12 protein-coding genes and 1 riboswitch are annotated in these 15241 nt (G+C 47.9%); of the genes, 2 read left to right on the forward strand and 10 right to left on the reverse strand.

The features are described 5' to 3' along the window. Positions 1–45 precede the first annotated feature (45 nt). The 4 genes from MKY16_RS19745 to MKY16_RS19760 form a co-directional block, all read right to left on the reverse strand. Positions 46–855 carry an aminoglycoside N(3)-acetyltransferase gene (locus MKY16_RS19745; RefSeq protein ID WP_069012665.1) on the reverse strand — a complete coding sequence of 270 codons (810 nt, stop codon included), beginning with the start codon at positions 853–855 and terminating at the stop codon, positions 46–48. A 171-nt stretch (positions 856–1026) separates the two neighbouring features. Continuing rightward, complete coding sequence (gene sdhB, locus MKY16_RS19750) at positions 1027–1794, reverse strand: succinate dehydrogenase iron-sulfur subunit (RefSeq protein WP_013311795.1); 768 nt, start codon at positions 1792–1794, stop codon at positions 1027–1029. An 18-nt stretch (positions 1795–1812) separates the two neighbouring features. Continuing rightward, positions 1813–3558, reverse strand: coding sequence for a succinate dehydrogenase flavoprotein subunit (gene sdhA, locus MKY16_RS19755; RefSeq protein ID WP_039272682.1), 1746 nt, complete (start codon positions 3556–3558; stop codon positions 1813–1815). A 94-nt stretch (positions 3559–3652) separates the two neighbouring features. After that, positions 3653–4327, reverse strand: a complete 675-nt coding sequence (locus tag MKY16_RS19760) for a succinate dehydrogenase cytochrome b558 subunit (protein ID WP_069012627.1) — start codon at positions 4325–4327, stop codon at positions 3653–3655. Between the two features lie 226 nt (positions 4328–4553). Between MKY16_RS19760 and MKY16_RS19765 the strand changes: the two genes are divergently transcribed. Beyond that, complete coding sequence (locus MKY16_RS19765) at positions 4554–5459, forward strand: LysR family transcriptional regulator (RefSeq protein WP_029518250.1); 906 nt, start codon at positions 4554–4556, stop codon at positions 5457–5459. Positions 5460–5464: 5 nt separating this feature from the next. Here the strand turns inward: MKY16_RS19765 and MKY16_RS19770 are convergent, their stop codons facing one another. Both MKY16_RS19770 and MKY16_RS19775 read right to left on the reverse strand, forming a co-directional pair. Continuing rightward, on the reverse strand, positions 5465–6142 hold the full coding sequence (locus MKY16_RS19770) for a potassium channel family protein (protein ID WP_023990146.1): 678 nt from the start codon (positions 6140–6142) through the stop codon (positions 5465–5467). Between the two features lie 18 nt (positions 6143–6160). Continuing rightward, positions 6161–7501 (reverse strand): TrkH family potassium uptake protein, encoded by a 1341-nt coding sequence (locus MKY16_RS19775; RefSeq protein WP_029518249.1) that lies wholly within the window; start codon positions 7499–7501, stop codon positions 6161–6163. Positions 7502–7914: 413 nt separating this feature from the next. Further along, a riboswitch (cyclic di-AMP (ydaO/yuaA leader) is annotated at positions 7915–8068 on the reverse strand. A gap of 261 nt (positions 8069–8329) precedes the next feature. Here MKY16_RS19775 and MKY16_RS19780 point away from each other — a divergent pair. After that, complete coding sequence (locus MKY16_RS19780; RefSeq protein WP_340956742.1) at positions 8330–10060, forward strand: CPBP family intramembrane glutamic endopeptidase; 1731 nt, start codon at positions 8330–8332, stop codon at positions 10058–10060. Here MKY16_RS19780 and uvrC read toward each other — a convergent pair. From uvrC to MKY16_RS19800, 4 genes are all read right to left on the reverse strand, one after another. After that, positions 10029–12113, reverse strand: coding sequence for an excinuclease ABC subunit UvrC (gene uvrC, locus MKY16_RS19785; RefSeq protein ID WP_340956744.1), 2085 nt, complete (start codon positions 12111–12113; stop codon positions 10029–10031). The genes MKY16_RS19780 and uvrC overlap by 32 nt on opposite strands. 160 nt (positions 12114–12273) lie before the next feature. Then, on the reverse strand, positions 12274–12591 hold the full coding sequence (gene trxA / locus MKY16_RS19790; protein ID WP_010347861.1) for a thioredoxin: 318 nt from the start codon (positions 12589–12591) through the stop codon (positions 12274–12276). Positions 12592–12716: 125 nt separating this feature from the next. Next, positions 12717–13664, reverse strand: coding sequence for a primosomal protein DnaI (dnaI, locus tag MKY16_RS19795; RefSeq protein ID WP_029518246.1), 948 nt, complete (start codon positions 13662–13664; stop codon positions 12717–12719). Between the two features lie 53 nt (positions 13665–13717). Next, positions 13718–15235 (reverse strand): DnaD domain protein, encoded by a 1518-nt coding sequence (locus MKY16_RS19800; RefSeq protein WP_069012623.1) that lies wholly within the window; start codon positions 15233–15235, stop codon positions 13718–13720. Between the last annotated feature and the right edge of the window lie 6 nt (positions 15236–15241).

A 15241-nucleotide genomic window follows, 5' to 3' on the forward strand; every position in this document is an offset into this window, starting at 1 on the left:
CTATTCCTTGATCTCACTTATTCGAATTCTTACCGTCCAAAAGCTTTAGCGATGGGTGGACAACCACTGCTCCGCATAGTCTACCAAATCACGTTGCCTCGCGAAAAAACATGAAGCCTCCCCAATGTTCACCCGCGTAAAAGCTGAGGGACAGTCCCGTTCAAAATCAAGTCCCAGCTTCTCAAAGTCATCTGAAGTAATATTAAAATCCTGAAAAGATACCCACGCTTTTGCTCCATCCACCATCATAGGAGCTTGATGGGTGATCACTTCACGTCCATTGTAGGCTGTTCGATATTCCGCCAAATGCAGGGACGTGTTGCTGTCATGTCCGCAGCCCAACAGCACTACATAAGCATCTGCCTCGTACAGCTTCGCCAAGGGCGAATGCTCACCCAGTCCAAAGTCGAGCTCATGAGCTGCCAGTAATTCCGAAGCTGTGGGTCCACGTGCCGCCAGAGAAACATGCGGATGCCCGCTGCGCTTGGTTCCCGGCAGGCCACGGAACGTTTCTACAATGACGCCCATCCCTCCGGTCAGCGTCCAGGCCGGATCATAAGCGGGCATTTCCTCGCGTACCAGTTCCCACCATGACTCATCCAGAGGCGGGTTCATCCAAGTCGAGGGATCAGTCAAGTCATGTGACTGTGTCGGCATCACCAGCGTCCCTTCCGGGCCAACTGCTTCGGTTAGTGCGGCAAGAATGACCGAGGCCCCGCCTGGAACAAAGCGTCCAAAGCTGCGCATCGACGAGTGAGCAAGCAATGTCATGCCGCTCCGAACCCCCAGATCCTCTAATCCCTTCAATACATCCGACCTAGTGACAGGTCGATTCGTTATCGGTTGCACAGTCACCTGTCCAGCCTCCTTTTCTCCAAAAACGATACACAATACCATAATTATACCATAACTGCTATCCCGCGCTCCTTCCTCCATGTTACCCTCCATCATTCCTGAGCGCAAAAAACAGGCTTTCTCCAGTTTGAGAAAAAGCCTGTTTGGGCATAACCTATTCGCTGTCTAGTGCTATACAGTCAGCCAGCGCTTGAACATATGCTTGGTCGTTTCCTTGTTCATTTCGGCAATAGAAGTGGTCAACGGAATACCTTTCGGACAAGAGCGTACGCAGTTTTGCGAGTTCCCGCACCCTTCCAGCCCGTCGTCTGTCATCAACGCCTCTAGCCGCTCTTCCTGATTCATTTCCCCTGTCGGATGGCTGTTAAACAGGCGAACCTGAGATATCGCCGCAGGTCCGATGAACGTCGTCTTCTCGTTGACGTTCGGGCAAGCTTCCAGACAGACACCACAGGTCATGCACTTGGACAGCTCATACGCCCACTGACGCTTCTTCTCTGCCATCCTAGGACCAGGTCCCAGATCGTAAGTACCGTCAATCGGAATCCACGCTTTGACCTTCTTGAGCGCATTAAACATCCGGCTGCGGTCAATGACCAAATCCCGAACTACCGGGAACGTGCTCATCGGTGCAATCGTAATCGGCTGCTCCAGCTTATCGACAAGCGCCGCACAAGCCTGACGCGGCTTGCCGTTAATCACCATGGAGCATGCTCCGCATACTTCCTCCAGGCAATTCGACTCCCAGCACACCGGAGCCGTCTCTTTACCGTGGCTGTCCACCGGATTACGCTGAATTTCCATCAGCGCGCTAATCACATTCATCCCCGGACGATAAGCCAATTCGAATTCTTCCGTATAGGGACTGGCTTTAGGATCAGCTTGACGGGTCACAACGAACTTCACTGTTTTATTCGACTTCACTGCTTGCTCCGACATCTAATACACTCCCTTCCGTTATTTGTTCTTGGAATAATCCCGAATGCGTGGCTTGATCAGCGAAACATCCACCGCTTCATACGAGATTTGTGGTCCTTCCGGTGTCCAGTCCGCAATCGTCGTTTTCAGGAAATCCTCATCGTTGCGATCTGGAAAGTCTGGTTTGTAATGGGCCCCACGGCTTTCGTTGCGCAGCAGCGCACCTTTGGTCATCGCTTCAGCCAGCTCCATCATATTCCACAGTTGCCGTGTAAACGCCGCACCCGCATTGTTCCAGCGCGAAGCGTCATTGATGTTAATGTTAGAATAACGCTCCTTCAGCTCCTTGATCTTGTGGATCGTAGCTTCCAGCTTGTCATTATAACGAACCACAGTCATGTTGTTCGTCATCCACTCGCCCAGCTCTTTATGAAGAACATAGGCATTTTCTTTTCCGTCCATATGCAAAATACGCTCATACTTCTCCGTCTGCTGATTGACTGCGGCATCAAATACGGAGGACGCTGTATCCTGTGCAGATTTTTTCAAGCCTTTGATATATTCCACAGCCTTAGGTCCAGCCACCATCCCGCCGTAAATGGCTGAGAGCAACGAGTTCGCACCCAAACGGTTCGCTCCGTGGTATTGGAATTCACACTCACCAGCCGCGAACAGGCCTGGTATATTGGTCATCTGATTGTAATCGACCCACATGCCGCCCATTGAATAATGAACAGCCGGGAATATTTTCATCGGAATTTTGCGCGGATCATCACCGACGAATTTCTCATAAATTTCAATAATGCCGCCCAGTTTTACATCCAGCTCTTTCGGGTCCTTGTGGGACAGATCGAGGTAGACCATGTTCTCGCCATTAATACCCAGTCCATCATCAACGCATACACTGAATATTTCACGTGTCGCAATATCGCGAGGGACCAGATTTCCGTAAGCTGGATACTTTTCTTCGAGAAAATACCATGGCTTACCGTCCTTATACGTCCAAATACGACCGCCCTCTCCCCGTGCCGACTCGGACATGAGACGCAGCTTGTCATCACCTGGTATAGCCGTCGGATGAATCTGGATAAACTCACCGTTCGCATAGCGTACGCCTTGCTGATACACCGCACCGGCAGCTGTGCCCGTATTAATGACGGAATTCGTGGTTTTACCGAAAATAATCCCGGGCCCACCAGATGCCAAAATAACTGCATCCGCCGCAAAAGTCTTCACTTCCATCGTACGCAAATCCTGCCCGCAAATCCCTCGACAGATGCCTTCATCATCCAGTACAGCCTGTAAAAACTCCCAGTTTTCATACTTGGTCACCAAACCCGCAGATTCCCAGCGCCGTACCTGCTCATCGAGAGCGTACAGAAGCTGCTGTCCTGTCGTCGCACCAGCAAAGGCGGTCCGATGATGCTGGGTACCGCCGAAGCGGCGGAAGTCCAGCAGTCCTTCCGGTGTCCGGTTAAACATGACGCCCATGCGGTCCATGAGATGAATGATCCCCGGAGCCGCTTCGCACATCGCTTTTACCGGAGGCTGGTTGGCCAGAAAATCCCCGCCATAGACCGAATCATCAAAGTGAATCCAGGGGGAGTCTCCCTCACCCTTGGTATTTACCGCACCATTGATGCCACCTTGAGCACAAACGGAGTGGGACCTTTTGACCGGAACCAAAGAAAATAAATGAACGTGAACTCCCGCCTCTGCCGCCTTGATCGTAGCCATTAGACCTGCCAGACCGCCGCCCACGACAATAATGTTGGATGCTGCCATTTCTGCTCACTCCTTTTTTTCAGGATTTTTAACCAAATCCCCTTTTACGTTTGAAAATAGAATTTCAACACAATGTATAATGGATATGACTCATTTACAGTAGTTGTTTAAAAGTACTGCATTGCACCAAGGCAGTTGCTGTTTCCTGAAATTCCGCGCTGCGGAATGCAAGCAGGGAAGCGATGAAGCCGATAGACACCACCACGAATAGGGTCATACAGATATAAGAAGATACTTTTTGCGCACGTGGTCCCACAGTAATCCCCCAACTGACCATAAATGCCCACAGTCCGTTAGCAAAGTGAAAGGATGCCGAAACGACACTGATTAAATACAAAATAAAATAAACCGGGTTTGTCACGATGCCATGCATGACGCCGCCTAGCTCCTCATGGGTTACATTACCCAGAGCGACCTGAAAGCGTGTGTCGTATACGTGCCAGATAATAAATACAAACGTAATGACGCCGGAAATACGCTGGAACAGAAAGCGCCAGTTACGTGAATAGCCGAACCTTTTTACATTCGGGTCAGCCTGATAAGCGATATACAAGCCATAAATTCCGTGGAACAGTAATGGCAAGTAGATGAATAAAGTTTCTAGCACAATAACCAGCGGCAAACCATTCAGGAAGGCCACGCTGCGATTAAATCCTTCCTTGCCGCCCTCCACCGCTGTGAAGTTCGTCACCAAATGCTCAACAAAAAATAGAGCCAACGGAATGACGCCAAGAAGCGAATGCAGCTTTCTGGAATAAAATCCTCTCATCTAGGTCATGCTCCCTTCTCCCAATAATAGCGTTTTCAATAGTAATATAACATATAAAATGACAGTTCCCGACAGGAAATGTCCAACAAGGTGTCCCTTATTAGGAAAAACAAAAGTGTGAACATCTTGTGTCGCTTTCATGTTACTCCTTTTCGGCTTATAATGGAATTGCAATATACGTATTAATTATTATGTCTTTTTTGCATATAGAGAGGAAGTGGATAATTTGTTTGAGGATTTGAACGCTTTTGCCGTCATTGTCGAGCAGTCCAGCCTGAATAAAGCCTCCAAACTGCTGAATCTGTCCCAACCCGCCCTGTCCCGCAAAATTGCCAAGCTAGAGGAAGAGCTGGGTGTAAATCTCTTTGATCGTCGGGGCAAACGGCTCGAAATTACGTCCACCGGCCGATTTGTTTATACATTCGCACTAGAGCAACGGCAACGACAGCTTCGCTTCTTACAAAAGCTCTCCCAGCACAAAAATGAAGCCCAGAGTATGCTTACACTCGGCGCAAGTCTCACGACACTCCAGACAACGCTGCCTACCCTTGTCGAAGCTTTTATGAGCAAGCATCCTCAAACCGAGCTGAAGCTGCTCACCGGTAAAACCCATGAAATCGTCGCCTTTGTACGTGACAAAAAAGCAGACGCCGGTATTGTCGGATCTGCCATTCATGAAGTCGGACTGCGTTGCATTCCGCTATTTGATGATCATTTGGAGCTCGTTGTTCCCATTGGACATGAATTAACCGTCAAGACAGGAACGGCCTCGATGAAAGATCTGCAAGGACTGCCGATGATTATTTTCTCCAAAGGAACCTGGTATCGCAGTCTGACGGATGACTTGTTCCAGCGCAGCGGCATCATGCCGGATATCCGCATGGAAATCGACTCCTTCGAGGCAATTGTACGCCTGCTTCCAACCTGTAAGGCTTCTGCCTTGCTACCCAAATCCTATTTGCGCAGCGAACTATTACGGGATAATGGACTCACTGCACTGTACTTGCCCGATTTGAAGGAGACACGCCGAACGACCTCCCTCATTTACTCGGAGACGACCGATCTCGGTCCGACAGCACGACGCTGGATTAGCGAGACACGTGCGTCGTTTGCAGGCTACCGTATGGTGTAAAGGGTTTAGCCCTCTTCATTAACATTAACAACCTCATCCTCAAAGCGGCCGATATTATCATTCGAGCCGATGATGACCATAATATCGTCGGCTTTTAATCGATCCATAGCCGTCGGTGCGATCAGGATACCATTCGCCGTATGAAGCGCCACGACGCTACAACCAAAGCGGGTACGGGCATTTAGCTCTGCTAGCGTTTTGCCATTCAGACATGCAGGTACATTGAGTTCCACAATACTATATTCCTTAGACAACTCCAAATAATCGAGCAAATTAGGCGTGACTAGCTGGTGAGCCACCCGGATACCCATATCCCGTTCTGGATAAATAATCCGGTCCACACCGAGCTTTTCTAACGCACGCCCGTGCAGCACAGATATGGCTTTGGCTACGACTTTTTTCACACCCAGCTCCTTCAGCAAAATGGCGGTGAGGATGCTTACCTGAATGTCATCACCAATAGCAACAATGCCACAATCGAAATTACGGATGCCCAGTGATCGCAACGAGTCTTCATCGGTAGCGTCCGCCACGACAGTATGTGTCAACATCTCACTCATACTGTCCACAACATCCTCATTCCGGTCAATGCCTAGCACCTCGCACCCCATATCCACCAATTGCAAAGCCAGGCTTGAGCCAAACCGCCCCAAGCCAATAACTACAAACTGCTGCGTCTTCATATCTACTCGAAAACTCCCTTATCCTATAATCATTTTACCTTCCGGATGACGATATAATTCTTTACCCTTTTTCGGCCCCAGTGCATAAGCTAGCGTGAGTGGCCCCAGTCTACCTGCAAACATCGTCAGGGTAATCACCAGCTTGCCTATGACTGTCAAATCAGGTGTAAGCCCCATCGACAGCCCCACCGTACCAAACGCAGATACCGTCTCGAACAAGATCATCAGAAAATGATGATCTTCGGTTGCCGACAAAATCATCGTCACCCCGATCACGAACAGCAACCCCAGCAGTGTAATGGTCAAAGCCTTGTAAATTCGTCCCTGCGCAAGTCGGTACTTGAACAGTACAATATCTTCCCGCCCCCGCAGCATCGAAATCACCGCTCCAATGAGCAGGGCGAATGTTGTGGTCTTAATCCCGCCTCCAGTAGAGCCAGGAGAAGCCCCGATAAACATGAGTATGATGATAAAAAACTGCGTAGCCTGCCGCAAGCCTGCAATGTCCAAGGTATTGGCACCTGCGGTACGGGGAGTAACGGACTGGAATAAAGATCCCAATAGCTTACCACCCCAATCAAGCGAGCCGAGAGTCTTCGGATTCGTAAACTCAAATACAAAAATCACGAGCGTGCCGACTACAATCATAGCGCCCGTCATGCTGAGTACCACCTTGGTATGCAAGGACAGTCTCTTGCGCTTGCGATATTCTGCCAGGTCTGACATCACTACAAAACCAATGCCGCCTGAAATAATCAAAAACATGGCTGTAAAATTAACAATCGGATCATATACATAACCTGTCAAGCTGCGAAATTCACCGAATAAATCAAAACCAGCATTGTTAAACATGGAGATGGCATGCCAGATTCCAAAATAAATCGCCCTGCCTACGGGCATATCAAAGGACCAGCGAACCGAGAATATCGTAGCGCATACGCCTTCAATAACCAGTGAGTACAGTAATACCTTACGGATTAACCCGACAATTCCCTCTACAGAAGTCTGATTCATCGCTTCCTGCAAAATGAGACGCTCCCGCAGGGAAATCCGACGCTTGAACACCAGTGCAATCAAGGTAGCCATGGTCATAAAGCCTAGGCCGCCGATCTGAATGAGCGCCACGATAACAACTTGACCAAAGGTTGTAAAAAAGGTCCCCGTATCCTTTACGACAAGCCCTGTAACACAGGTCGCGGAAGCGGCAGTAAACAAAGCGTCTATAAACGCAAGTGGCTTTCCTGTTGTATTGGAGATCGGCAGCATTAACAATAAACTACCTATTAGAATGATAATGGCAAAGCCCGCAACGAATATCTGCGGTGGAGAAAGCCGGAGCCAGCTTGCATTGGGATTCATCTATTCATCACTTCTCTCCTAATCCTTAAAACTATAAAAACAGTGATTTAATACGGTGTAAGCTCGCTACGCGTTCCATTTGATCTTCCGATCGTCGTTGCCCCTGAATTTTTTGATTTTTCCAAACCTTAGTTAACTATAATTAGCATTCCCTGAATACAGGAAGAATGCATGTCAAGCACTACTCGGCCCCCTGTGCTATTGGCGGGCAGTAGCGAAGGGGGCAGAATTGTTCTGAAGAAGCGAAGCGTTTGCCTTTATCTCCGGATTTTAACCATTAAAGGGGGTATACAATCAAAAAATCCGGGGATAACAGCAATCGGAAGAATAATCTGCACCCGCAGCGGTCTATCTAACCAATCCAAACACTTTTATACGCACAAAAAAAGACACCGGAAAACCGAGTGCCTGACTTGGTTCCTGCTCATAGCCTACGAGGTTAGCTGACGGATTCGGGCAGCACAGTATGCCCTATTTACACTTCCGATCCACCAGTGATCGGCTGTAAAATTCACCCCAGTAACATGGTTCCCCCGTTTTCCCATAGAAATTCGGCTCAACTGTATATCATTACCTATGTATTTTATAGGCATTGCCTCAAGATTATAATCCTTCTATATCCAGATCACAAAACCGATTTCGTCGAAAAAACGTGAAATTGGCTTTATTTTGCGAATGGGCATCGTTTAATCGCAGCTTATCTTATTTTATTGGAACTTTAAAGTGCTTTCACTCTATTTTCATGAATATCGCTGGTCTGTTGGCGGGAACCTGTGCAGTATGATATCTTTAATGGATGTTCTTATTTACAGATTAAGGAGGAAACTCATGAATCCTATCGGGAAACCGGTCGTGCTCACGGCCAACTTCAAAAAATTAGGCTTGCTGGGCGGGATTGGCCTGATTTGCTTTTTTATCTTTCAATTGCTTATTCCCTCGCTTAGCAATCCAAGTCCAGAATCAGTAATGAATGCAAAGGTCATCAGCAAACAAGAAGCGGTTATACACGCATTGGACTTCGCCCGCTCCGAGCTGGGATATACTGAATCACAGCCAGAGAAGCCTCTGGTGACCTATCAGGCCGAAACAGATTTGTACGGTTATTTATCTAGAGAAAAACTGCTTCAACAGTACGACCGTACATGGAAGAAAAATTACCCTTACGAAACCTTTCGGGTCGATCTGCCTGAATCCTCAGCGAAGAGCAAGCTGCAAATTCACGTAGATTTATCCACTGGGAAGGTCGTTAGTTTTAAACGGATCACCTCCAGCACCAATTACACGCAGGCTGATATTTCTACGGATGAACAAGCACGTAACAGGCTTGTACGTGTGGCTGAGGACGGCATGACGCTTGAAGCCAAGGAGCAGGCGGCCGCTGTATGGGTGAAGCGCTTTGGCTTTAAGCCGGCGGATTTAAAGCTCGCGACCACTGAACAAGAAGGCGGATTAAAGTATACCATAGACGATAAAAAAATCGGCGCCTCGGTACTTACACTGGCTTTTACTTTTGAAAACGGTGATGTTCGCTCCTTCACTCAAAGCTTTTCGGCCCCGTCGTCCTATACCGATTATATCGAAAAGCAAACATTTTGGGCGAATTGGATGACCTATGCGGGTTATGCCCTGTTTAGCTTTGCGCTGGGTGTACTTGCCATTGTGTATGCATCACTCACCCGACGACATACTTCATTTGTACGCGGCATTGTTCTATCCGTTATATACTTTATTGCTAGTATAGCTGGGACCATGAACATGCTGCCTTTATTGCAAGCAGAAGCAGGCGGTAAGGGCATGCTTATATTTCTTATGGTTTTCCAGATTGGTGTTACCTTCGTCATGGCTGTAGCGCTCTACTTCTCCTTGGTCGGCGGTGACGGACTTATGCGTCAGGTTGGACTGAATGCATGGCCACGTGCGAAAGAGCCGGGCTACGGGCTGTATGTGCTTCGCAGTATGTATGTCGGCTACTTGTGGGCCTTTATTTTACTCGGGGTACAATCCATTTTATTCTTTATACTGGAGCGCACATTTAATACATTCTCCACAACAGATGCCACGCAATCCCCTTACAATATGGCTTATCCATGGCTGCTGCCAATTATGGCCTGGATGGCAGGTATTGGAGAAGAGACTGTCTACCGTCTGTTTGGTATTCCGATGGTCAAAAAAATAGTGAAAAATACTTTTGTTGCTTGTCTGATCACCACGCTGATTTGGGCACTGGGACATACACTTTATCCGATCTATCCAGTGATTTCCAGACCTATTGAGCTGACTTTTCTTGGTTTGCTGTTCAGTTTTGTGTTCCTGCGTTACGGCTTTATTGCCGCTATGTTCAGCCACGTTATTTTTGACAGCATTCTAATGGGACTTAGTGTGATAAGTCTGGGAGACACTGTGAATGTGAGCGCTGGTCTATTCTGGATCTTACTTCCAGCCATCGTGGGTTACATCATTTATTGGTTTAGTCCTAAAAAACCAAATCGAATGATGTTTGAACCTATACAAAAAGAGGAGTCGCATTCTACGACTCCTCCTCCCGAAGGGCAGCTATAATCTGACGCGCAAGCTTATCCCCAATAGAGAGAGGCCGGAAGTCTTCGACACTGGCCTCTCTTATTTTTTTGAGCGATCCAAAATGCTTAAGCAGTAACTTACGCCGTTTCTCGCCAATGCCTGGAATAGAGTCCAGCCGGGAAGTTACCATAGATTTGCCGCGTTGCTCGCGGTGGAACGTGATGGCAAAACGGTGAACCTCGTCCTGAATCCGTTGCAGCAGGTAAAATTCTTCGCTATTACGTGCAAGTGTCACGGCCTCAGAGGATTCTCCCACCAATAGTTGGGATGTTCTATGTTTGGCATCCTTCACCAAACCACATACAGGAATGAACAAACCCAGCTCATTTTGCAATACATCGGTCGCCGCCTTAATTTGTCCACGTCCACCATCGACAACGATCAAGTCGGGACGTTCCAAATTTTCCTTAAGCACACGTTCATATCGACGCCGGATAACCTCACGCATTGTTTCATAATCATCGGGTCCCTGCACAGAACGGATTTTATATTTTCGATACTCCTTCTTGGCAGGTTTGCCATCAATAAACACGATCATGGCTGAGACTGGATCGGAACCCTGGATGTTGGAGTTATCAAACGCCTCCACCCGGTGCAAGCTATCCAGCCCAATGGCACGTCCGAGATTGCTTGCAGCTTTGGATGTTCGTTCCTCATCCCGCTCGATCAGCTTAAACTTCTCATCCAAAGCTACACGTGCATTTTCCGTCGCCATGCCTGTCATTTGCTTTTTCAGTCCACGCTGCGGTACAAGTACCTTTACATCCAACCATTCAGCCAGAGCGAGAGCCGCCGTACTTGGGTCCTCCAGTCCACCGGATAGTTGAGTTTCTGTTTCCTTTATCTCGGCATCTTGGTCACCAGCTTGATCTTGATTCGTTGCCGCTGCATAAGTTGCCTGTTCTTCAGCCACCAGTAGTGAGTCAGCAGAACGCTCTGTCTCCGTTTGTATCGCTTTCTCATCTGTCTGTCCGGTAACATCGGCTGTAGGTGCACTGTAGAGTGCAGTTTCTGCCGCAACCGGTTGATCGACATTGACCTGTTCCGCCTGCATCAGCTTAGGAGAATCCGGCAACAATATTTCCTGCGGCACTGCTGGGTTGTCACTATAATATTGCGCCACATAGGACATAAAATCACTGTAAGCCTCACCGTAGAAAGGAAAAGTCGACATATGGCGCTCGATCATTTTACCTTTGCGGACATATAGGATCTGTACACACATCCAGCCCTTATCTACTGAAAAACCGAATACATCTCGATCTTTCGCATCCGATGTGGTGATTTTCTGCTTTTCCATCATCGCGCCGATGCTGATAATCTGATCTCGCAACTCCTTGGCCCGCTCAAAGTACAATTCCTCTGCGGCCTCCTGCATTTTACGCTGAAGATCCTTTTTAATTTCCTCATGTCCCCCGCTCAAAAAGGAACCAATTTCCTGACCAATCTGGTCATACGTTTCCTTCTCGACCTCTTTCACACAAGGCCCCAAACATTGATGCATGTGATAATACAGACACACTTCCTTGGGCATCACACCACACTTGCGTAACGGATACATACGGTCCAGCAACTTCTTCGTCTGATGTGCCGCGTAGGAATTGGGGTACGGTCCAAAATATTTTGCTTTATCTTTCAGAACGCGACGGGTCACCTCCAGCTTGGGGTGTGCCTCGTTCGTAATTTTCAAATACGGAAAGGTTTTATCATCCTTCAATAGCACGTTATAGCGTGGCTGGTACTTTTTAATGAGGTTGCACTCCAAAATGAGTGCCTCCATATTACTGCCTGTAACGATATATTCAAAATCACGAATATCGGAAACCAGTCGCTGCGTCTTGCCGTTATGGCTACCTGTAAAATAGGAACGGACCCGGTTTTTCAACACTTTGGCCTTGCCGACATAAATAATGGTGCCTTCGCTATTCTTCATCAGGTAACAGCCTGATGCATCCGGCAGTAACGCTAATTTGTGCCGTATGTTCTCCAGCGCCTTCTCCTGATTCTGCAAGTCCTCCGCATAAGGTTTCATTTGCCCGGTTCCTCCTTCCATTCTTAATGACTACTCAACTAACTACTTATAATATATAGGAATAATACACAAAAACGCCCCCGGTATTTACAACCGGAGGCATTGACCTTTCATGGCCGCTCCACCAAGCCCCCGCGGGAGCATGGGTCACATGCAATGATTATTGGTGTTTAGTAAGCATGCTTTTCAGCGCTTCTTTGGAGTTCAGACCTACCACTTTATCAACAGGCTGTCCGTCTTTGAAAACGATCAGGGTCGGAATACTCATCACGCCGAAACGGGAAGCAGACTCTGGATTTTCATCCACGTTCACCTTCGCGATTTTGACGCTGTCGCCAACTTCTGTGGACAGATCCTCCAGAATAGGAGCGATCATTTTGCAAGGACCGCACCATGGCGCCCAAAAATCAACCAAAACGGTTCCTGTGCCTTCGACTTCTGCGTTGAAGGATTGATCGGACACGTTAACAATTGCCATTGTATGTTCCTCCTTTATAGAAAAGTCAAGATTATTATAACCTGTAATGTCTGTTTCGACACCTTTTAATTATATCACAATAGTCTTTTAATTGTAAGATATCGAAATAGCAGACGGATAAACGCTTACCCCCGCTGATTTTTTCCCTTTACGGTAATGACATCTACAAAAGGACGAATCCGGTCCATCAAGCGTTGTCCTTTATACATTTCCTCTCCATCCTTGCTCGTAAAGCTGAGATGCTTCTCCAGTCCCTGCAAAGAATAATTGGAAGTATAAAAAGTAGGTTTGCGGTTCATTCGGTAATTCAAAATAGAGCCCATCACGTGGTCCCGTACCCACGGGCTTAAGTTTTCGGCACCAATATCGTCAAATACAAGCAGATCACAATTTTTGAGCATTTCGGTCGTTTCCTTCAGCTTCTGCCCATCCTGGATCATGGACTTTAAGTCCTCCACAAAATCAGGCATATACACGATCACACCGTTCAGACCCGACAGGGCCAACTCGTGCAATAAATAGCCCATCAAAAAAGTTTTACCCGTACCAAACGTACCTTCCAGATACAGTCCTTTTTTGGATAGACCCTGACTTTTCGTTTCTTCAATGTAACGGAATAGCTGTGTGACGGCAGGCATGCGTTGTGAATCTTTACGCGCAATTTCAAGGGCGTTATATCCCTCCAGAAGTGCGCGTTCATCCACATAGAAGCTTTTAATTCGCTCACGCACCCGTTGCTCATGTTGGGAAGCAATCTGCTTCGCACATGGGGTCCGAATGTCTACAATTTCAGCAGTTCCATTCGGATATTCCACGCCCAGCTTGCAAAAGTGGCCCTGAAAATCGTTAGGACACCGTTCCAGTCCCGGACAATTGTCGCAATTTCGACGATCTCGGGCATACTGAAAGAGCATGCTCATGTTGAGTCGCAATTGTGTTTCGTCCACATCAGGATGCGCAGCACAAAACTCCTGCACGAGCGGATCATTTAGAACCTGATCGGCTACATTGCGAGTGCGCTGGCGAAACGAAGGGTTCTGCATCTGCTGCAGCAAATCGCCCAGTGATTCCAAGAACGCTCCTCCTTTCTTAAAAAGTGCAGAGTTATGGATACCTTAAAATCTACCTACACCTTTTTCTGTTTACCGGATTGCATTCGTTCGGCCAGACGCAGCAGTTCATCCAATTCTTCCTCAGATACAGACTCCTCGGAAGGTTGATCTTGAACGATTGGAATGGATGGCTTGGCTGGCCCGTTATTTTTGGCATACGCGCGGGATCGACCGCCGGAAGGAGAAGCAGAGGACTGTTTTCCTTTTACCTTAGCTTGATCCCTTATATATTGAACGGCTTTCTCGTAAGTGTTTACCTGCTTAAGCAGCATATTGGAAGCAACGGCCTCGACAAAGTTGCGGTTAATCCGCTGATCGCTCCCGGATACGAGCAGTGACATCAAATAATGGATCAGCACGTTGATGACTTCGCCTGGCAGCTTATAGCTGATATCAATTTTCTCGAATATATCCAGCAGGTTACCGGGAACCGTGCCGGGGAAAAAGGTTTGCAGCAAACGGCGATAAGGCTCGTTGCGCAACATCATATTATATTGGTGAATGTCACACTTGGCTGTGAATTGTGGGGGAACCTCCACATAAAATTCCATTTCCACAGCTTGCTCTGCAGGCGGCTCTTCAGATGTGGAAGCTTCCCTTTGGCGCAAAGCAACTACCTTGGCGGCTTGAACCTGCTGCTCCTCCTGACGCTTGCGATCCTGTCTGGAGTGCTGGCTAGCCCGAAGCTGAAGCTCGTCGAGCAACAAGTCGCCTGCTTCGGTGAAAATACCATCCTCATCCAGCAAGCGGCTAATATCCTGTACAGAAAGATCAAATTTGCGAACAACGTAATTGACCATGCCTAACTGCTCGTGCTCAAACCGAAGACGCTCCACGTGCTTACGATTGGCAGATTCACGCGGAAAACGGAGAATAATATCTGCATAATTCAATGCTTCCTCCGATTCTGACGCAAGTGGTCCAGTCTGACGGCTAGTAGACACCTCGGACAACGCCTGCTCCAATTCATAATCTATAACATGGGTATTCAGTTCAAATAACTCATAAAATGGAATCGAAATATTCTCTTTATTATAGGAAGATTGCGACCATTCGCTAGATTCTCTGCTCCACAATGATTCTCTCAGAGAAAGCACTGCAAACTTACCGATTTTGTCTCTCAACAAAAGGGTGAGATGCTGTGTTCTGAAAAATTCAGCAGGTGCGAGCGGCGGCTGCATCTCATATTCATACATATAGTCGTCCGTTTCGGGTGCATACAGCCTGGACGTCTGTAACAGACCGACGGCCTCCAGTTTGGAGGTCTGTTCAATCAAATACTTGCGTCCCTTCTCACTCGGTTCCAGTCCCAGTGTCAGAAAAAGGCGACGCTGCTGTTCCAACGGCGAATAACCGATTTGTCCGACTGGCACATGCTGGAACAACAGTCGATACAGACTGACCGCAAATGCGCCTACCATCGGCTGATAGACGCTTCCCAGCATCAATTCATCCAGTGCGCTCAAGCCAAATTCCCGATAAACGCAGTAGCGGTGGTTCTCAGTATAGTGCAGCAGGTTTTTCATCCGCATTCCAAC

Source organism: Paenibacillus sp. FSL L8-0641 (assembly GCF_038006265.1).
GTDB lineage: Bacteria > Bacillota > Bacilli > Paenibacillales > Paenibacillaceae > Paenibacillus > Paenibacillus polymyxa_D.

Bases quoted from the DNA above. Each gene is read 5' to 3' on its own strand.
- MKY16_RS19760 (WP_069012627.1), bottom strand. From the start codon at position 4,327: ATGAGAGGATTTTATTCCAGAAAGCTGCATTCGCTTCTTGGCGTCATT.
- uvrC (WP_340956744.1), bottom strand. From the start codon at position 12,113: ATGAAACCTTATGCGGAGGACTTGCAGAATCAGGAGAAGGCGCTGGAG.
- MKY16_RS19775 (WP_029518249.1), bottom strand. From the start codon at position 7,501: ATGAATCCCAATGCAAGCTGGCTCCGGCTTTCTCCACCGCAGATATTC.
- MKY16_RS19780 (WP_340956742.1), top strand. From the start codon at position 8,330: ATGAATCCTATCGGGAAACCGGTCGTGCTCACGGCCAACTTCAAAAAA.
- trxA (WP_010347861.1), bottom strand. From the start codon at position 12,591: ATGGCAATTGTTAACGTGTCCGATCAATCCTTCAACGCAGAAGTCGAA.
- sdhA (WP_039272682.1), bottom strand. From the start codon at position 3,558: ATGGCAGCATCCAACATTATTGTCGTGGGCGGCGGTCTGGCAGGTCTA.
- sdhB (WP_013311795.1), bottom strand. From the start codon at position 1,794: ATGTCGGAGCAAGCAGTGAAGTCGAATAAAACAGTGAAGTTCGTTGTG.
- MKY16_RS19770 (WP_023990146.1), bottom strand. From the start codon at position 6,142: ATGAAGACGCAGCAGTTTGTAGTTATTGGCTTGGGGCGGTTTGGCTCA.
- MKY16_RS19800 (WP_069012623.1), bottom strand. From the start codon at position 15,235: ATGCGGATGAAAAACCTGCTGCACTATACTGAGAACCACCGCTACTGC.